A 19,403-nucleotide genomic window follows, 5' to 3' on the forward strand; every position below is an offset into this window, starting at 1 on the left:
GCAATGATTTTGGACCAAATTCGTTTGCCGAATGTGTGCAGAGCGATTGGTTGCAGGGAACTAGTAGACACTAATGAGTAAGAATTGGATCAGGTGGATTTTGGGTGGATTACTGTGGTTTGGCTGTTTATCAGCCCAAGCACAGGTCGATTCACTCATGCAGCAGGCCGACCGTCTGCTTAGCTATAAGGCGTATGGCCGCGCGATTGAAGCCTACTCGCAATTATTGAGCGAGCAGGCCGATCAACTTACGCCTGCCCAAAAATCAACGATTCAAGGTCAGTTGGCTTTTGCCTATCATCAGGTTGGCGACGGAGCCAAAGCGGAAAAATTTTACCGGGATGCATTAGCTAATAATGCCGACGAAAATCCTCAGCAAGTACTTCTTTTCGCGCAGACGCTAGCTGGAAACGGTAAATTTCAGGAAGCTCAAAAAGAGTTTGATCGCTACGAACAGCTAAAAGATAAGCAGCCAGCACGCGCACCACTTCCGCCAGCAGTCCGTCTGAAATCATCCGCTACGGTAAAGGAACCTGCTGTAAAATATCGGCTGGAATACCTCGATCTGAATACAACCGGCGAGGAATTTAGTCCAGCTTTTTATCAAAGTGGCCTTGTTTATGTAGCCGGCAAAAAAGGAACGTCTGCCATCGAAACAACAGGCGGTGGAGGTGGCTCGGGCTATCTGGATCTATTTTATATCCCGGATCGAAATAATTTAAAAGTCGCCAGTATTATAAACGCCGACGGAAGCATGAGTAAACCGGCCAACAACCGGACTCAAAGCGAGCGTCCTTCGTTCAACCGATCTACAGCGAATGACTCCCCGACCATTCCGGATTATAGTCAGAGTATCAATATTTCAGAGGGCTTGGGTTACGAAGCGAATATGGTGAGCGCGTCCAAACGGTTTAGTCAAACGCTCAACACAAAATACCATGAGGGACCTGCTACGTTCTCGCACGATGGCACCCAAATCATTTTTACCCGTAATAATTACAACAACGGTCAGGCCAATAAAAGCACAGAAGGTGTTAATAAGCTCAAACTGTATACGGCGATTCAGGAAAACGGAGCCTGGAAGGATATCGTTGAACTTCCCTTTAATAGCGATGAATATTCAGTAGGGCACCCTACCCTGAGCAAGGATGACGATTTATTGTATTTTGCCTCCGACATGCCGGGCGGTTTTGGCGGTACTGACCTGTACGTCAGCCGATTCCAGAATGGAAAATGGAGTCGCCCTTACAATCTGGGAAGCACAATAAACACGAAAGGGAATGAGCTGTTTCCATTTGTCGATAATGCGGGCAATTTGTATTTCGCTACGGATGGACGCAAAGGATTAGGCGGTCTGGATATATTTTATGCCACGCTATCGAACGGAACAACGGTGCAAACAGTCGATCATCTGGATGCCCCCATAAATTCCCCTCAGGATGATTTTGGCCTGATTACCGATGCAAACCGGGCTGGTGGATATTTCAGCAGCAATCGACGGACGGGTAACGATGACATTTATCGGTTTGTACGGCAAAGTTCCCTAAATGGATGCCGTGATCTAACTATTCGGGTATATGACACCTCTAACGGGCAATCGCTCGATAGCGCCAGCGTACTCATTAAATCGCAGAGCGAAGGCTTCCCCGACAAAACGCTAACAAGTGATCCAAACGGGTACGTTCGCTTCTGTTTGGAAGGCAGTAATGCGTTTATATTTCAGGCCAGTCGGGATGGCTACATCAATAGCACTGTTGGTTTCACAACGCGAGGTATGACTGATAACCAGCCTATTCGATTAGAGATGGGGCTCATCAAGCCTACGATCGTGATGGATACAATTGCAGAGGCATCTCAAAATGCCACTTTAACCCAATCGCGTATTCACGGCACTGTTATCAGCGAAGGCAGCCGTAAACCGATTCAGGGCGTCAAGGTTCGGCTTCGTAATGAATGTAATGGCAAAATAGCTGAATACGTAACGGGAGCGGATGGCCGCTATTCGTTCGATATTGTCGAAGACTGCGATTATATGCTTATTGCATCCAAGGCTTCTTTTGGCACCAATACGAATAAAATCAAGCGAATCACCAAAAAGGCGAAACCTAAAGAATTATCAGCCGATCTGAAAATGCTTAGTGTTGGGGACGTAGTCACAATTGACAATATCTACTACGATCTCGACCAACACAGTTTACGCGCCGACGCCATGCGCGAACTGGACAAAGTAGTCGCTACCATGCAGAAATACCCATCGCTGATTATTGAAATCCGGTCGCATACCGACAGTCGGGGCGATGCCGAGCGCAACAAAGCACTATCCTTGGAACGTGCTAAAGAAGTTGCTAACTACTTAGTATCCAAGGGAATTAGTCGCCGAAGAATGGCCACACTTGGCATGGGCGAATCGCAGCTTATCAATAACTGCACCGATGGCGTTATCTGCACCGAAGCCGAACACCAACGCAATCGCCGAACAGAATTCAAAGTGGTGTCTATAAAATAGTGATGAGTGATGAGTGATGAGTGATGAGTGATTTTACAAAAACTATTTTTACATTCATAACTCATCATTCATAGCACATCACTCTTGCTTACGTTTCCTACCTGTAAAATTAATCTCGGACTACGGATCACTGAAAAACGTGCCGACGGATTTCACAATCTTCAATCATGCTTTTACCCCGTTGGCTGGGGTGATATAGTAGAAACTATTCCTTCTGATGAGTTTAGTTTTAGCAGCAGTGGTTTGCCCATTCCGGGGGCATCGCAGAGTAATCTTTGCGTGAAAGCGTATGAGTTGTTGAAAGCAGATTTCGATTTACCACCTGTACAGATGCATTTGCATAAACTTGTGCCAATTGGTGCTGGTTTAGGCGGTGGTTCATCAGATGCAGCCTTCGCTCTGAAACTATTGAATGAGCAATTTAAGCTCTATTTAGGTACCTCTCAGTTAGAAGATTACGCTCGGTTGTTAGGTAGCGATTGCGCCTTTTTCATTCAAAATCGTCCGCTCTATTGCACTGAAAAAGGCGACGTGTTTTCGGAGATTTCGGTCGATTTGACGGGTTATCATATCTTGCTTGTTTATCCCAATCTAGCTATTTCTACTGCTGAAGCTTACGCAGGTGTTAGACCTCGTCGACCCGAAACGCCATTACTTGATCAACTCAAGGCACCCATTGATGCCTGGCAGAATACGATTCACAATGATTTTGAAGATAGCCTTTTTCCACGCTATCCAATTCTATCCCAACTCAAAAAGCAGTTATACGAAGCTGGAGCGGTGTATGCCAGCATGAGTGGATCAGGATCGACGGTATATGGTATTTTTCATGCGCCAGTTGCTATACCAAACCAATTTCAGCAATACAGCGTTTGGCAGGGTAAATTATAATCCGTTTACCGCCACTCTCGTTACTAATTTGACGTAACGACAAACGGAATTCATCAATCAACCGAATGAGCAACATCGTGACCAAACGGCGGGAGCCGTCGCATTTTATGGTCTGGCTGGGCATTGCCAGTAGTACGATGTTGTTCACAATGTTGTTAGTGGCTTATGTGGTTCGCAGTGCCGGTTCTAATTGGTCGATGGTGAAATTGCCGTTGGTTTTTGTAATCAGTACCATTGTCATACTCTTGAGCAGCTTTACACTCAACAATGCCCGGATTGCCTTTCGGCATGAGCGCTTCGGCAATTACCGCACCAATTTAGCCACTACCCTTATTCTCGGCCTACTGTTTATGCTACTCCAGGGCTGGGGCTGGCGCGATCTCATTCGCTCTGGCGTTGGGCTGGAAGGTAATCCGGCAGGAGGCTTCATTTACATTTTATCGGGCTTACATCTGCTTCATATTCTGGTTGGCTTAATTTTACTCGGCATAGTTCTGAGCGAAGCCTTACTTCGGCGAGCGTATGTCGAATCGTTTGTGTATAGTGTCAATCCACCGAATAGGCTAAAAATAAAGCTTATCACGCTCTATTGGCACTTTGTCGATATTCTCTGGCTTGGCTTGTTCCTTTTTTTACTGATTCATCACGGCATCGATTGGCATCTTACGCTATAGCCAAAGCTAATTTTTGGGGGTTTATCACGTTATTTGTATTTAAATCAACCAGTTATTACGTAGTAGAACTTCATGAAAAAAATTGCTATTGGGCTAGGCGTATGGCTATTGGGCTGTGCTTCCTTCGCTCAAACCGGTCCTTCGTCAACGTCCGCACCAGGCTCCAAATATGACCCTCTTGCCTTATTTCACCCCCTGTTTAACATGCAGCCGGGTAATGATTACCGTACAGGCAGCGGGGCACCTGGTCCCAATTACTGGCAAAATCGATCTGATTATCAGATAAATGTTACGCTTGATGATCAGCAGAATACGATTACAGGCGAAGTGACAATCACCTATAAAAACAATTCACCCGAAACGTTGCCGTATTTATGGCTTCAGCTGGATCAGAATGCGTTTAGCGATACCTCGCGGGCAGCCAAAACAACGCCTGTATCAGGTGGTCGATTTGGTAACCAGGGCTTCTCGGGAGGGTTAACAATCACCAGCGTAACCATAGAACAGAACAAGGGGAAATTTGCAGCCGTTCCTTATACCATTACAGACACACGGATGCAGGTGCGTCTGGCCGAGCCTGTAAAACCCAAAGGCGATGTTGTGAAAGTGAAAGTCGCTTACTCATTCAAAATTCCGGAATATGGTTCTGACCGAATGGGGCAGCTTCGTCGGAAAGACGGGATCATTTATGAGATTGCGCAATGGTATCCGCGTATGTGCGTGTATGACGACATTGAAGGCTGGAACGTACTTCCTTACCTGGGTGCGGGCGAGTTTTACCTCGATTACGGCGATTATGAATACAGCATTACGGCTCCCTGGAATCACATTGTCGTCGGTTCGGGTGAACTGCTCAACCCAAACGAGGTATTGACGGCCGAGCAGATAAAGCGTCTGGAACAAGCTCGAAAAAGCGATCAGACTGTCATCATTCGGGGAAAAGATGAAGTAACCAACCCATCCTCACGTCCGAAACAATCGGGTACGCTAACCTGGAAATTCCGCTGCGAAAATAGCCGCGATGTTGCGTGGGCTTCGTCGAGAGCATTTGTCTGGGATGCCGCTAAAATGAACTTGCCAAGCGGCAAAACAGGCCTTGCTCAATCGGTTTATCCAGTCGAAAGTGCGACGAATGATTCCTGGAACCGCTCTACGGAATATGTAAAAGGCTGCGTAGAGTTTTATTCAAAATACCTCTACGAATTCAGCTATCCCGTTGCAACGAATGTAGCTGGTATTGTGGGTGGTATGGAATATCCGGGCATTATTTTCTGTGATCATCGCGACAAAAAAGACGCACTTTGGGGCGTCACCGACCACGAATTCGGCCACAACTGGTTCCCGATGATTGTTGGAAATAACGAACGAAAATTTCCCTGGATGGACGAAGGCTTCAACACCTTTATCAATGGTTTATCAACGGCTAATTTCAACAAAGGTGAATACAATCGGGAACGCGGTACAATGCACGATCTGGCTCCTGCCCTGTCCTTCCCGCATGAGCCTATTATGACGATTCCGGATGTACAGCAACCCAGAGCATTAGGCATTCTGGCGTATTACAAACCAGGAATTGGGTTAAAACTGCTTCGGGATGTTATTCTGGGTCACGATCGTTTCGATTTCGCCTTCAGAAACTATGTACAACGCTGGGCGTTTAAACACCCAACGCCTTACGATTTCTTCCGCAGCATTGAAGATGGCGCTGGCGAGGATTTAGGCTGGTTCTGGCGCGGGTTTTTCTACGAAACCTGGAAATTAGACCAGGGCGTTAAGGACGTAAAATACGTGGATGGAGCCGCTGATAAAGGATCGTTGATTACCATTGACAACCTCGAAAAAATGGCCATGCCCGTCACGATCGAAGTAACGGAATCTAATGGTAAGAAAGGACGCATCAATTTGCCTATCGAAACATGGCAGCGCGGAGGTTCCTGGACGTTTAAATACAACTCGACATCGTCTTTGAAAACCGTTGTTGTCGATCCAGATGCTGTACTTCCCGATATCAATCCAAAGAATAATACCTGGCGTGCCGAAGCTCAATAAGTAATCCCCTATATCAACAAAAATCCCCGCTAGGTACCTGGCGGGGATTTTTTATTCTGAAGCATGATAATCTCCCCAATTTCTGTCATTCTGACCGCAGGGAAGAATCTCAAAGTTGACTAACAATGAAGCTGGAGATTCCTCCTAACGTCGGAATGACAAAACTCTCTTTTCAAACTTCGACAGCTTCAATAAGAGTTTATTCGGAGAATGAGTTCTTCACTTAAGCAGCTGCTTCAGCTTTGGTTGGAATCGCCTGTGATTCAATCAATTCCATATCCGGTCGTGATTGGTCAGCTACCGTTACGCGACCGCGTTCTTTGCGGACAATTCGCGAATAAAGTGAAATCTCCTGATCGAACAGGAAGCGGAAGAACAACCGAACGTATGATGTATGGTATTTCAGTGTATCGTAATATTCTGGAGCTGAACTTTTGATCTGAGGCAATTTATTCCAGGGAATCGACGGGAAATCGTGGTGTTCATTGTGAAAACCAACGTTCAGATTTACCCCATTCAATTGACCATAATAGCTGTATGTTTCCTGCTCCGGATCGAGGGTCAGGTAATGTTCCTGAATCCAGCGAGCGCCCAGTGGGTGCAGGCCGACCGAGAAGAACAAACATAGCAGCAAAAACGCCAGTGCAGGCCACCCGAAAAAGAAAACAATCGTGGCATCGAACGTAAGTTGTACAACAATATTCGTCACAACCCATTTATCAAATACCGCTAATTCATACATTCGGAGGGTACGAATGGCCTGAAAAATTGGGAAGAACAGCATCCAAACTACTTTCCCAATTGAATAGTTGTTGATCAGTTTTGCTTCGTACCAATCCGGCAGATCGGCATCTAACTCATGCACACCCTGAAATGCGTGGTGCTTGATATGGAAATTTTTGAACGATAAAGCCGTAGGTAGTACGGTTGGCAGGTTCGCAAAAATGGCGGCCCAACCATTAGCCGTTGGCTTTCGGAAAATTAGATTATGAGCAGCCTCGTGAATACAAACGAAGAGCGTATGAGCAGGAAAAGCGCCAATAAACCAGGCAGCCGCCACAATTACCCACCACGGTTGATCGCGAACGAGCCAGGCCATACCCACCATCATCGATACGCATCCGAGAATCACCCAGAACGTGTTTGGGTTTTTCTGTCCAATTAATTGCTTGATTTCGGGGTGAGCTTTGAGAATTAGCCGAGTTCGGATTCGATGTGGTTCAGTGCTATTTGAACGAACAAAATCAGTTAATCTAGTCATAAATAAAGGTATCGCTCGTACAGTTCGGTGAAAAAACAGTCAGTAAAATTAACATAATTTTCGCTGGTAATTCCACTCTTTCCAATGAAATTCCCTGGCTGTAAGTCATTTGACGTTTATAGTTAACGGTCCGTCTAATTTGGTAAGATATAGATATTCAGATGGTTAAATAGAAAACCTGACCGTTAACTCTAGTTGGTTTATATAGAAATTAATCCTTTTCTCATCTCAACAAGAAAGGCGAAGCTCATTTGCTCCGCCTTTACTAATTCAGGTTGATTCAACAAAAATAACTGGTAGGTTGATGGATAGATATAGTGAGACTTCCTTTGTAACTCCTTGATTAATAGCTAATCGGAAAGGAATAGCCCAATGAAACAGCCACTCCACGATTTCGAACGTTGACATTCACAACCGGAACCTGAATCTGGCGGGTGAATCCGTGTGTATAGCGTCCTTCGATGAAAAATTTGCCCGGACCAGCATCCATTGCCAGGCCTAAACCGCCCACTGCGCCAACATCCCATCGACTCATCATACCGCCATAGTTTACATCAATATCGTACGGTCTGGTCGTAAATAAAGCCGATGCACGGGTGCGGATGCGGCCATCGAGTGCATAGCTCACAGAGGGTCCTAGTAGTAAGTAGGGCTGAACTCCGCCATCGCTTAAATTGATCTTGGCAAGAAGCGGAATTTCAATGTTTTGCGACTGATAAGCAATTGTAGCCCCAATTGGCAGATTAAGCCCACCCAGATTTAAATCCATGCCTTCTTTAACCGCAACGCCCTTCTGAACGTACGCTAATTCAGGCCGAAATGAAATGCTATTACTCACCGGAATATCCAGGAAAATAGCTCCAGTTGGCCCAACAGTTGGGTACATATCAGGCAACAGACTGGTAATAAAATCAGGTTTGGAGGCAAAGCCCCAGTTTGCCCCACCCCGGATACCAACCTGAACTTGAGCAAAAGAAGCTGTAGTGATGGTGAGAACTAAACAAGCAATGACACTGGCAAGCACAATACGTTTCATGGTCTTGAAGGGAAAACAGATGGTAAAAAAGTGAACCTGAACTCAATTGTGTAAAGTGTCGGCGATAGGCGTTTTTGTTTTTTGTGCAACTCGATGGTTTGACAGAGCGTTACCAGAAAAGATTAATGCTGTCTAGAAAATATTTTTTAATCCGCTATGAATGAGCAACTAAATTTTTTGTCCACTCGAATTGAATCTCTTCGACAACGGCTAACCAATCACCCACTTTACACATCCGTCCAAACACTCGATGATTTGCGCATTTTTATGGAGTCGCATGTGTGGGCTGTTTGGGATTTTATGTCGTTACTGAAAGCCTTACAGCGAAACCTGACCTGCGTCGACGTTCCCTGGGTTCCTGTTGGTAATGCAGAGACCCGGTATTTAATCAACGAAATTGTCGTTGGTGAAGAAAGTGACGTTGATCCCGCTGGAAACCGAGTAAGCCATTTTGAGCTTTACTTAAACGCAATGCAACAGGCTGGAGCCAGTACGAGTCAGATAGAAACCCTGGTAGCAAAAATTACTTCTGGCCATACACTGACCGAAGCACTGGATACGCTTTCTATCCCGGACGGAAGTCGTCAATTTATTAATTTTACGTTCGATCTGATCGACAAAGGGCGATTGCATGAAATAGCAGCCGTATTCACCTACGGTCGTGAGGATCTGATTCCGGATATGTTCATAGCTCTTGTGCGTCAGCTCCGTGACCAATCACCTGAAAAATTAGGCCTGTTTACGTATTATCTCGAACGACATATCGAAGTAGACGGCGATCACCATTCGCATCTGGCCAAAGCCATGACTGCTGAACTTTGTGGTTCCAACGCCAGCAACTGGGAAGAAGCCGCTTTAGCTGTTGAAGCCGCTTTAAATGCTCGGATTGCTTTATGGAATAGTGTGTACGAGCAGATTATTCTTTCAGAGCCTGTGTAATTGGTTGATTAATAAAGATTCGTTATTCTGCCCGAGACCATCTACTAGTGCTCGGGCATTTTCTTTCAAAGGCAGGGTTGTATTTTTTCTTGAAAACATTGACGCATCCTTTTAACTTTACCCACTACCTATCTCTTAACCTTAATCATGAAATACATTAAGCCAACTAAATTCAGCTACCTTCCCAAGTTTCTGATGCCGTTGGATATATTGGGGCTTTTTGAATGCGATCCGTTCGGTAGTTCGCTGTTAATCAGACGAATACTTATTGGTCTTGTTGGGTGGTTTACCTACGCCCGCTACACCGTGGTGAACCGTATTCAAATCGAAGGCACGGAAAACCTGGAGAACCTGCCAATTAATAACGTCCTGTTTCTCTCCAATCATCAGACTTATTTTGCGGATGTAATTGCGTTCTTCCACATTTTTTGCGCTGTCAAATGGGGGTTTCAGAATACGATTGTCCCACCGATGTATTTATTTGGACCCCGCGCCCGACAATATTACGTTGCCGCATCCGAAACGATGAAAAAGGGTTTCGTACCCCGCGTGTTTGCTGCGGGTGGAGCATTAACGATTGAACGTTCCTGGCGAGCCGAAGGACGCGAAGTACAGCGTTCGGTCGATACATCAGCTAATGATAAGATTGCTAAAGCCCTGGCGCATGGTTGGGTTGTTAGCTTCCCACAAGGGACCACTACGCCGTATGCACCGATTCGAAAAGGAACAGGGCATCTGATTAAAAGCAACGAGCCAATTGTTGTACCAGTCGTTATAAACGGTTTCCGTAGAGCGTTCGATAAGAAAGGGTTACGATTCAAAAAGCGCAATACATTACTGACAGTCCAGTTTAAAGCACCCATGTCCTATTCTGCTGAGGATAGCGTGGATGATCTTGTTGCCCGCGTCAGACACGCCATTGAGCAGGATGCGCCGGAATGGGCGCAGGAACAGAATCCTTAGTTGCGGCCCTCCTCGATTTTCTCCAATACGCTTGATTGATAGCCGTATTTACGAAAACATTTTTACCATGAATGCCCGTTTAAACACAGCAGCGAAGCTTAAAAGCAGTTTTTTACCAATCTGTTTTCTGGCAATTGCCTTATCTGCCGCCAGTTGTAATAAGTCGCTTAAAAATAGCACCGGGGCCGATTTCGCCCGCGTTGTTCAGGATACAAATCCGCCCATAGAGCCGCTATCTCCAGAGGCTAGTATTAAGAAGATACAACTGCCGCCGGGCTATCATGTTGAGTTGGTTGCCAGTGAGCCGATGATTCAGGAACCCGTTGCGATTGCCTGGGACGGCAACGGGCGCATGTACGTAGCCGAAATGAATACGTACATGAAAGATGCCAACGCCACAGGCGAATACGCGCCAACGAGCCGTATAAAACTTCTGGAGGATACAAATGGCGATGGTAAAATGGACAAATCGACCATTTTTATCGACAGCCTTGTTTTGCCACGTACCATTCTGCCCGTTGACGATCAATTATTGGTAGGTATCACCAATATTCAACACATCTGGAGTTATCGGGACACGAACGGCGATGGAAAAGCCGATGAAAAGAAAATCGTCTTTAAAAACGATGTGATGGATTCTCGTAATCTGGAGCATCAAAACGGCGGTTTCCTCTGGAACATCGACAACTGGATTTACCCAAGCCGCGACAACCTTCGCTACAAGTACAAAGCCGGAAAGCTAATTGCCGATACGCTGATCGATAACATGATTGGTCAATGGGGAATGACGACCGACAATTACGGCCGATTATTCTACTCCGAAGCTGGGCCAGGATTGCCTGCCGTACAGATTCAGCAAAATCCGGCCTACGGCGCCCTAAACTTTGCCGATCAATATTCTGAGGATTTCACCAAGCCCTGGCCGATTATCGGGAATGTTGATGCACAAGGGGGTCGGGAAGCGTTGCGCAAGGAAGATAATACGCTGAATAAATACACCGCCGGTTGTGGCCAGTCGATCTTCCGGGGAGACCGTTTACCAGCTGATATGCAGGGCGATTATTTTATTCCCGAACCCGTCGGGCGAGTTATTAAGCGCGGTAAAGTCATTAATCGCGACGGGAAAATTTACATCGAAGACGCCTATAAAGAGAAAGATTGGCTGGCATCGGCCGATATGAATTTCCGACCTATCAATACGTATACAGGTCCCGATGGTTGTTTTTACATCGTCGATATGTACCACGGCATTATTCAGGAAAGTGAATGGACCAAACCTGATTCGTATTTGGGCAAGGTTATTAAGGAAAAAGGACTGTATAAAAATCGGGGCATGGGCCGTATTTATCGCATCGTCCACGACGATTTCAAGCGCGACAATAAGAAGCCCAATATGCTTAATGAGTTGAGTAACCAGCTCGTTACATACCTAGATCATCCAAACGGCTGGTGGCGGGATAATGCTCAGCAATTATTAATTGTCCGCAATGATAAATCAGTTGTACCTGCGTTAAAACAAATTGCTACGGGTGAAAAAGGGCCGTTGGCAAAAACGCCCAGTCCATTGGCACGTATCCATGCATTATGGACGCTGGAAGGATTAGATGCTATCGACAAACCGACACTCTTCAAAGCCTTCTCAGATTCAGATACGCAAGTTCGTAAGGCGGCTGTTTGGATTAGTGAAGGTTATTTGGAGAAGAACGACGCTGAGGTAATCCAGAAATTAACTAACCTTATGGATGATCCAAGTCCCGATGTACGGATTCAATTGGCGTTATCGCTTCGGAGTCATAAAACACCTAAAACGGTTGAATTGGTAAAAACGCTGTTGGCGAATAATCCGAAAAATGAATTGATGCAGTTTTCGTATACGACGTTTACCGAATCGCAGAAAATGCTGGAGGCCGAGCGCGAACGTACGCGAAACCTAAGTCCGGCTGATCGTGCGCTGGTCACGAATGGAGCTACGATTTTTAAGCAGTTGTGTGCTACTTGTCACGGACCGGATGGCAAAGGAATCAAAGTTGCTGGTAGTTCCAGTATGCCAGCCCCACCTCTGGTCGGTTCTCCTCGCGTCCGGGGAGATAAAACGCTAGTTATTCAGTTGTTACTGAATGGTATGCGTGGGCCTGTCGATGGCAAAACGTATACCGATATGATGCCTTCGATGGGTAGTAATGACGACAAATGGATTGCTTCCGTGTTGAGTTATGTACGAAACAGCAGCGAATTAGGGAATAAGTCTTCGGTTGTTACCCCAAAGGAAGTGGCTGACGTTCGAGCGAATACGCCGGTAATTGCCGGTGGTATGACGCAACAGGAACTGGAAATTTTCAAGCTGGGCCGCGCGGAACGGACAAACTGGAATAAACCTCGTTGATGCATTACAATCCTGATTTGCTATGTATAATCTATTTGGCAAACATTTTTTAAGTTTTCTGTTCGCTATCAGCGCGTTATGCGTTCATGCGCAAACGTCTACTTATACCAATTCAATTGGGATGGAGTTTGTACTTATCCAACCGGGCAGTATGGTTGTAGGTCGTTTTCAGCCGCCCTATCCTAAACCGCCTGAAACCAATACAGCGTCTAAAAAAGGAGGTTTGCAGTGGACATCAAAAGACTATGAGCTTGCCGAAAAAATGGTCAAGCAGGATGCTAAAGAGGGATTTACAGTTAAGATTACCAGACCTTATTATATCGGCAAATTTGAGGTAACGCAAGCCCAGTGGAAGCAGATTATGGGCAGTAATCCATCTGCATTTCAGGGCGATAACGTAAAAGACGAAGCTGACCAGCATCCGGTAGAACAGGTTACCTGGGAGGATACGCAAAAATTTCTGGCTAAACTGAATGCGATGGATAAAACTCATCATTATCGTTTACCAACCGAATTTGAATGGGAATATGCTGCCCGCGCTGGTGCCGACGACGATATTTCCTGGAAAGCGATTTGGGCGTCGGCACAGATGGGTTCGACTACGACTGCCAAAGTTGGCCAGAAAACGCCGAATGCCTGGGGACTTTACGATACGTTAGGCAATGTTTGGGAGTGGGTACAGGATTATTACAACGAGAAACTTTTCGCCGATCCTACTCCTCCCCGCTCTGGCAGTCAGCACGTATTGAAAGGTGCTTCGTTTGTCGGTGATGTCAAAAACGCTACATATATGAACCATTCCGCTGGGCCAGGCAACGGTTGGGATGTTGGTTTTCGGGTTGTTATGGAAGTGAAGTAATTTGTACTGGGTTTGTTTTCATTCGAAAGTTTTTTGTCATTCTGAGGTACGAAGAATATTAAAGCATCTATACTCTTAGGTGAGGATATCTTAATATTCTTCGTACCTCAGAATGACAAAAACATCTATCTCCAATTACTCAAAAAATGCACCTTCAGTCACTACGAATTTTCCTTTTACTAGTCTCACTTGCTAATCTAGCCAATGCACAAATTGGAAAGATTCCGGCAGGTTTTACACCCATTTTCAATGGGAAAGACCTGAAAGGCTGGCACAAGAGTCGTACCTCGCATCAGGGAACGACGGGAAATTTTTACGTAGAGAAGGGCGTCATTACGTTGAAACAGCGACCTTACGGACAGGGAGGAATTCTACTAACTGATAAGAAATACGGCAATTTCGAACTCTATCTCGAAGCTAAAATTGACTCATTCTGCAATGGCGGTATTTTCCTGCGTTCCACCGAAAGCGGTATGGCTTATCAGGTCGAACTAGCTGCTCCCGGCGGACTCGGTGATTTACTTGGCGAGCGCATGAACGTGAGTAAAGGTGCGAAAGCAACCAACATTGCCAACATCTGGAAAGCGGGAGACTGGAACGCGTTTCGCATTCGTATGGAGGGCGATATTCCACGTATCCGCTTGTGGGTCAATGATCAACTTATGTGGGATGTAACGGAACCTGTCAATGATTTTATCGCGGGAGCCACGTCGGGGATGATTGGTTTGCAGGCGCATTGGTCGGCGGTTTATTCCAAAGCCGCCGAAGCCTTCGAGATGTCTGGTTCATGGAAACCCGACGCATCCCATCGCTTTCGAAATATTGCCATAAAAGAATTGTAAGTCAGCGGATTACGTACAAACTACCAACGTAGCTATGCAGGTAGATAGATGCTGAACGTGGCTCCCTGGCCGGGTTGGCTACTGGCTGTAATCGTACCACCATGATTGATTACTACCTTTTCGCAAATAGCCAATCCGACGCCAGTTCCGGTATATTCCCGTTTAGTATGCAGTCGCTGAAAGACCTGAAAAATGCGATCCAGGTATTTTTCGTCAAACCCAATTCCATTGTCGGCTACATCAATTCGGTAATAGTCCCGCGTGGTATTTTGAAATCGAAGAGAAGATGGTAAACCTAAGGCAGATATCCGCTCTGATGTAATGGCAATAACTGGCGGAATCTCGATTTCCCGAAACTTCAGGGAATTACTGAGTAAATTTTGAAATAGCTGACCCAGTTGCGATGGATCGCCATGAACAACGGGTAAAGTTTCGGCTCGAATCTGCGCACTTGTTTCATCAATCGCTATTGATAGATTTTCCAGAGCCCCTATAAGCACCTCATTCAGTGATACGGATACAGACGCTTGTCGGCGAGTAGATAAGCGTGAAAACATAAGTAGGTCTTTGATCAGAACCGACATCCGGCTGGCAGCGGCCAGCATTCGTTCCAGATACGTTACATCCTGATCCGGCAAATTGGGATTCCGCGTCTTAAGCAAATCGCCAAACTGCTGAATTTTTCGTAGCGGTTCCTGCAGATCATGGCTGGCGATGTAAGCAAACTGGCTTAGCTTATTATTGCTTTCATTTAGTTCATTGACAGTTGCTTCGAGTTCCTGCTGCGATTGTTCTAATCGGGCTTTTGCCTGCGCCAGTTCTTCGTTTTCCCGCAACGTCTTGCCAACAATTTTCTGCGCATCGATATTGACAGCAAAACCCGTCCAGAGCGTTATTTTTTCCGGTTCACTTTTTACGGGCTGGGCCGAAATCAAATGCCAGAAAAACGTTTGCGACGATTCTTCTTTTAAACGGCACTCGTATTGAAACGCAAATCCATGAGCAGACTGTTCGGTCCATTTCTGCCAGAAAATCGCCTGATCTTCAGGATGTACGACTTTCGCCCACTTCGTTTGATTCAGCGTTTGTATGGACGAACCCGTGAATTCGGTAGTCCAGTCATTGGCATATAGCAGTTGCCCCGTCTGATTCGCCGTAAAAATCATGAGGGGTAACGAATTGGTTACTCGTTTATAGTGTTGTTCACTGTCTTGTAAACGAATAGCCAGTTCCTTTAACTGCTCATTTTTCTGCTTGATTTCATCGTAAGACGAAAGCGGTTGATCGGTTTTGAACTGAGTTCGCCAGCTTTCAAATCGTTCGGTACTTATTCTGCGGGAACTAGGTAAAAGAAAATAAAGAGTGATTCGATTGGTAGTTCCGTCGTTCGTTATATCCAGTTTTTCCACCAGCCGTTGGGCATAAATCAATCCTTGGTGCAGTGGGTTGGTAATCAGCAGATTCTTATCTTCTACAACAGCAATCAGCACCTGATTACGTAGTGAACGGTCAGCACCAAACGCGAGTGTGGGACTTGATCCCTGTTCCATTGCATAACGAGCCACCTCCGATACAGCGGTCGCAAACGTAGTCTGAGAAGCGAGCGATAAGCCAGCCATTTCGGCTAATTTCATGGCTCGCTTATGAGCCACGATCAAATCCATCTCGTTGTCGAGCGCTATTCTAACTAATTCCTCCATAGTCTCCCAGAACTCGCCCGACAAACACCGATGTATCGTCTGTATGTCGGGAATAGTCTTTATAGATGGCAGCCGCCAGAATCGATAAGTCGTACCGCTGAATGGACGTATAGCGGGTTATATCCCAGCGGGACTGTACACCATCCGAACACATGATTAGCAGTTGACCTCGTTCCAGAGGCAATATATGATTGTTCATGGTAGCCGGTAGATTCATACCGATAATACCGTTGTACGACAGAAAATTTTTATTGGTTATAGCACTGCTTATTCGCGTCGAGATATTGCCCACACCACACCAATTCCACTGTTTGTTCTGATTATCATACACAACAACCGAACCAACCAGACCGCGTGTCTTTTTCACAGATTGATGGATGTGCCGAATAATATCGGCAGGCTGCTGGTCAGGACAATACCGAAACGCGTTGATAGCTGCCTGAACGGCCTGGTGTGCTTCTGGCCCATGGCCTAACCCATCACCGAGAAACAGTTTAATTTGTGAGCCAGCCAGTTTCACATAACAACCATCACCGCATACAGCCTCGCCCGGTTTGGCAACCAGAACCGACCGATAATCGAAACCGGTTCTCATCGTTGACGAAGAGATTAACGGCTTTTTGTAGATTCGGGCCAGCAGAATAGTACCCCATCCTTTTAGGGAATAAAGCTGTGTCTGATCGGCCAGCCGATTGATTGAACCTAGCCCGTGCCCCAGCGTACTGGTTGTTGACATGCCATCCTGCATCATTTTGACGGGATCGGCCATGCCGGGTCCATTATCGATACTAATCAGCTCAAGGCCAGCGTTGTCAGGCGTCTGAAAACAACGGACTAAAATTTCACCCCCTCTGGCATGTTTTACCAGATTCGTGGCCATTTCAGAAGTAATCAAATCAAGTTCACTCAGGCGCTGCGCCTGAAAACCAACCTGAATGCCTAGCTGATTGATCCCTTTTTTTATACTTGCCAGATAACTCCGATCTGCTGCCAAAAACCGCACATGTGTGGAATTATCCATTCTTCCATTTCAAAATCGTGACTGTTGTTCCCTGCCCAACGGTACTCTTAATATCGAATTCATTCACTAAACGTCGGGTGCCGGGCAAGCCTAATCCTAAACTTCTACCCGTCGAATAGCCATCCTGCATCGCCAGACTGATGTCGGGAATACCGGGGCCATTGTCGGAGAACGTGAGCCGAACTCCGGAGTCACGTCCTCTACTGACAACCTCAATACGTACTTCACCCGTACCAGCGTAGCGAAGCATATTGCGAACTAGTTCGCTGGCGGCCGTAATGAGTTTCGTCTGGTTCACGATCCCCATACCGATCTTAACTGCCATTTCTTTGACACGATTTCGGAATGGAACGACATCCTGCTCGCGGGTAATAGACATGGTGTCCTTACTCAGCGTCGTAATCATCGTCGTCCTGTAAATCGTCATCTGGTCCTAGTCTTGTTTGTAAAAGTGCCATTCCCCGCTCCACATCGAGTGCTGTATGTACTCCCGTCAATGACAAGCCGAGTTCAATCAGCGTAATAGCAACGGCAGGCTGCATGCCCACCACAACCGTTTCGGCATCCAGTACACGGGTCATGCTGGCAATATTCCCGAGAATACGGCCCATAAACGAATCGACGATAGATACGGCCGATATATCGATCAGGACCCCACGAGCACCCGTTTTATGGACCATATTCACTAAATCGGTTTCCAGATTGAGGGCAAGCCGATCGTATAAATCTATTTGAATGGTAACCAACAGAAAAGGGCCCATTCGCAGAATAGGTATTTTATCCATAGACTGGTTACGTTAACTTACTTTTTTCTCGCTGTCAATACGTCTAACAACTAATCGGTTCATAGTAAACGCCTGTTTCAGTGCGCTGGCCAAGGTAGCTTTCGTAATAACGTTCGATAAATCGATTCCGAGATGAACAACAGTCTGGGCAATTTCTGGACGGATACCGCTAATAATACAATCGGCGCCCATAAGGCGCGTAGCGCTGACAGTCTTGATGAGGTGCTGGGCTACCAGCGAATCAACGGCTGGCACGCCTGATATATCCAGAATCGCGATGTTGCTGCCTGTATCCACAATTTTCTGAAGCAGACTTTCCATCACTACCTGTGTCCGGGCGCTATCGAGTGTACCAATAATGGGCAATGCCAGAATACCATCCCAAACCTGAATCACGGGGGTTGAGATGTCCGAAATTTCTTCGGTTTGGCGGAAAATAACTTCTTCGCGTCCTTTAATGAACGTTTCGAACGTAAGAACGCCGAAGCTATCCATTAGACGATTAATTTTCAGGCTTTCAGTAAACAGCGTAGCCGGATCATCGTTCAATTTCTCCTGGAGCAAATCGAAAATAGCTTCTTTCAAACTGAAGATATACAACCCTGTTTCACGGGGCGAAAACCCTTGTCGAGCCCGTGACATAGAAATGGCCGACAGCAGTTCGAAAATTTCGTCGAAATCACTTGACTCCGTCTGACTTATATTTTCGTCTGTAATAACTTTAGCCAGTGTATTCACTAACTCCTGTGACTGTGCCCGCAATTCATCGTCAGTCATCAGGTCATCCCGAAGACTTTCACTCTCTAATTGCTTTTGTATCCAGGTTTCAAATACCTGATCTTTATTGCTCTTCAGTAATTGTGCTATGCTGTAAGCCATTGTGTAGTTTTGGTAAAGAAACAAATGTACTGTTTAGTCCATGAGATAAAAATAACACTATTATGATTTGAATCAGGTCATCTTTATTTAAGTAAAAATCGTATATACTAACGAATGAGTTAGTTTTGTCTAAACATTCATCTATCCATAACCTATTCTCTCTACCCTTTCTTTAGACCGTTACCTCACTTTTCGTTATGCAACGAAATGCAACCATCTGGCTCATTGACGACGACCTTCAGGTCATTGATATTGTTGAACGAGCGTTCAGAATGGAGCAGTTGACCTGTCAAGTTGTTAGTTTCACTAATAATGCCGATTTGCAGGAAGCTATTAGCCGTTCTGACTCATTGCCGAAGTTGCTGATCGTTGATTATTATCTGCCTGATACGGATGGGCTACAGATCATTCAACGCCTAAAAGAAAACCCGACGACCCGTTCGATGAAAGTGATTTTGTTTAGTCAGACGATGAAACTGGATATTGTTACAAAAGCGCAGGAATTGGACGTTTATCAGATTATTCAAAAGCCCAGCGACTTTCGGGGTTGGCGCGACTTAGCTGATGAAATATGTCTGGCAGGTTATTTTTCGTCATAGCTTCCGTAAAAGTCAT

The 19,403-nt window shown here is 45.9% G+C and carries 17 protein-coding genes; 10 read left to right on the forward strand and 7 right to left on the reverse strand.

Going from position 1 to position 19,403, the window contains the following annotated elements; translation table 11 throughout:
* Positions 1-73: 73 nt before the first annotated feature.
* The 4 genes from ACYVE4_RS20930 to ACYVE4_RS20945 all read left to right on the forward strand — a co-directional run bounded on the left by ACYVE4_RS20930 (position 74) and on the right by ACYVE4_RS20945 (position 6,120).
* Positions 74-2,506 carry an OmpA family protein gene (locus tag ACYVE4_RS20930; protein WP_461042181.1) on the forward strand — a complete coding sequence of 811 codons (2,433 nt, stop codon included), beginning with the start codon at positions 74-76 and terminating at the stop codon, positions 2,504-2,506.
* 84 nt (positions 2,507-2,590) lie between these two features.
* A complete protein-coding gene (gene ispE, locus ACYVE4_RS20935; protein ID WP_461042182.1) occupies positions 2,591-3,397 on the forward strand; it encodes a 4-(cytidine 5'-diphospho)-2-C-methyl-D-erythritol kinase in 807 nt (268 codons plus the stop codon).
* A gap of 65 nt (positions 3,398-3,462) precedes the next feature.
* Entirely contained in the window at positions 3,463-4,071 is a 609-nt protein-coding gene (locus tag ACYVE4_RS20940; RefSeq protein WP_461042183.1) for a cytochrome c oxidase subunit 3, read from the forward strand.
* Positions 4,072-4,143: 72 nt separating this feature from the next.
* Entirely contained in the window at positions 4,144-6,120 is a 1,977-nt protein-coding gene (locus ACYVE4_RS20945; protein ID WP_461042184.1) for a M1 family metallopeptidase, read from the forward strand.
* Between the two features lie 223 nt (positions 6,121-6,343).
* Here ACYVE4_RS20945 and ACYVE4_RS20950 read toward each other — a convergent pair whose 3' ends face one another.
* The gene (locus tag ACYVE4_RS20950) at positions 6,344-7,381 is read right to left on the reverse strand and encodes a fatty acid desaturase (protein ID WP_461042186.1); all 1,038 of its coding nucleotides are present in this window, start codon (positions 7,379-7,381) and stop codon (positions 6,344-6,346) included.
* A 343-nt stretch (positions 7,382-7,724) separates the two neighbouring features.
* Positions 7,725-8,417, reverse strand: coding sequence for a porin family protein (locus tag ACYVE4_RS20955; RefSeq protein ID WP_461042187.1), 693 nt, complete (start codon positions 8,415-8,417; stop codon positions 7,725-7,727).
* 156 nt (positions 8,418-8,573) lie between these two features.
* Between ACYVE4_RS20955 and ACYVE4_RS20960 the strand changes: the two genes are divergently transcribed.
* The 5 genes from ACYVE4_RS20960 to ACYVE4_RS20980 all read left to right on the forward strand — a co-directional run bounded on the left by ACYVE4_RS20960 (position 8,574) and on the right by ACYVE4_RS20980 (position 14,403).
* Positions 8,574-9,356, forward strand: a complete 783-nt coding sequence (locus ACYVE4_RS20960) for a DUF3050 domain-containing protein (RefSeq protein ID WP_461042188.1) — start codon at positions 8,574-8,576, stop codon at positions 9,354-9,356.
* Positions 9,357-9,503: 147 nt separating this feature from the next.
* Complete coding sequence (locus ACYVE4_RS20965) at positions 9,504-10,319, forward strand: lysophospholipid acyltransferase family protein (RefSeq protein WP_461042189.1); 816 nt, start codon at positions 9,504-9,506, stop codon at positions 10,317-10,319.
* A 67-nt stretch (positions 10,320-10,386) separates the two neighbouring features.
* Positions 10,387-12,702, forward strand: coding sequence for a DUF7133 domain-containing protein (locus ACYVE4_RS20970; RefSeq protein ID WP_461042190.1), 2,316 nt, complete (start codon positions 10,387-10,389; stop codon positions 12,700-12,702).
* 22 nt (positions 12,703-12,724) lie between these two features.
* A complete protein-coding gene (locus tag ACYVE4_RS20975; protein WP_461042191.1) occupies positions 12,725-13,561 on the forward strand; it encodes a formylglycine-generating enzyme family protein in 837 nt (278 codons plus the stop codon).
* Between the two features lie 146 nt (positions 13,562-13,707).
* Positions 13,708-14,403 carry a 3-keto-disaccharide hydrolase gene (locus ACYVE4_RS20980; RefSeq protein WP_461042192.1) on the forward strand — a complete coding sequence of 232 codons (696 nt, stop codon included), beginning with the start codon at positions 13,708-13,710 and terminating at the stop codon, positions 14,401-14,403.
* Between the two features lie 32 nt (positions 14,404-14,435).
* On the opposite strand, the gene ACYVE4_RS20985 is transcribed toward ACYVE4_RS20980, so the two are convergent.
* From ACYVE4_RS20985 to ACYVE4_RS21005, 5 genes are read right to left on the reverse strand one after another with little or no spacing between them, the layout of a single operon-like run.
* Positions 14,436-16,103 (reverse strand): sensor histidine kinase, encoded by a 1,668-nt coding sequence (locus ACYVE4_RS20985; RefSeq protein ID WP_461042193.1) that lies wholly within the window; start codon positions 16,101-16,103, stop codon positions 14,436-14,438.
* Positions 16,087-17,124 (reverse strand): SpoIIE family protein phosphatase, encoded by a 1,038-nt coding sequence (locus tag ACYVE4_RS20990; RefSeq protein WP_461042194.1) that lies wholly within the window; start codon positions 17,122-17,124, stop codon positions 16,087-16,089. Before ACYVE4_RS20990 ends, ACYVE4_RS20985 begins: the two co-directional genes overlap by 17 nt.
* Positions 17,117-17,530, reverse strand: a complete 414-nt coding sequence (locus tag ACYVE4_RS20995) for an anti-sigma regulatory factor (protein ID WP_461042215.1) — start codon at positions 17,528-17,530, stop codon at positions 17,117-17,119. Before ACYVE4_RS20995 ends, ACYVE4_RS20990 begins: the two co-directional genes overlap by 8 nt.
* Positions 17,511-17,909 (reverse strand): STAS domain-containing protein, encoded by a 399-nt coding sequence (locus tag ACYVE4_RS21000; protein ID WP_461042195.1) that lies wholly within the window; start codon positions 17,907-17,909, stop codon positions 17,511-17,513. The genes ACYVE4_RS20995 and ACYVE4_RS21000 overlap by 20 nt, the downstream gene beginning before the upstream one ends.
* 12 nt (positions 17,910-17,921) lie before the next feature.
* Entirely contained in the window at positions 17,922-18,788 is an 867-nt protein-coding gene (locus ACYVE4_RS21005) for an STAS domain-containing protein (RefSeq protein ID WP_461042196.1), read from the reverse strand.
* A 197-nt stretch (positions 18,789-18,985) separates the two neighbouring features.
* Here ACYVE4_RS21005 and ACYVE4_RS21010 point away from each other — a divergent pair, with 197 nt between their 5' ends.
* Positions 18,986-19,387 (forward strand): response regulator, encoded by a 402-nt coding sequence (locus tag ACYVE4_RS21010; protein ID WP_461042197.1) that lies wholly within the window; start codon positions 18,986-18,988, stop codon positions 19,385-19,387.
* The last annotated feature ends 16 nt before the right edge of the window (positions 19,388-19,403 follow it).

The sequence above is a fragment of the Spirosoma harenae genome (genome assembly GCF_054776975.1).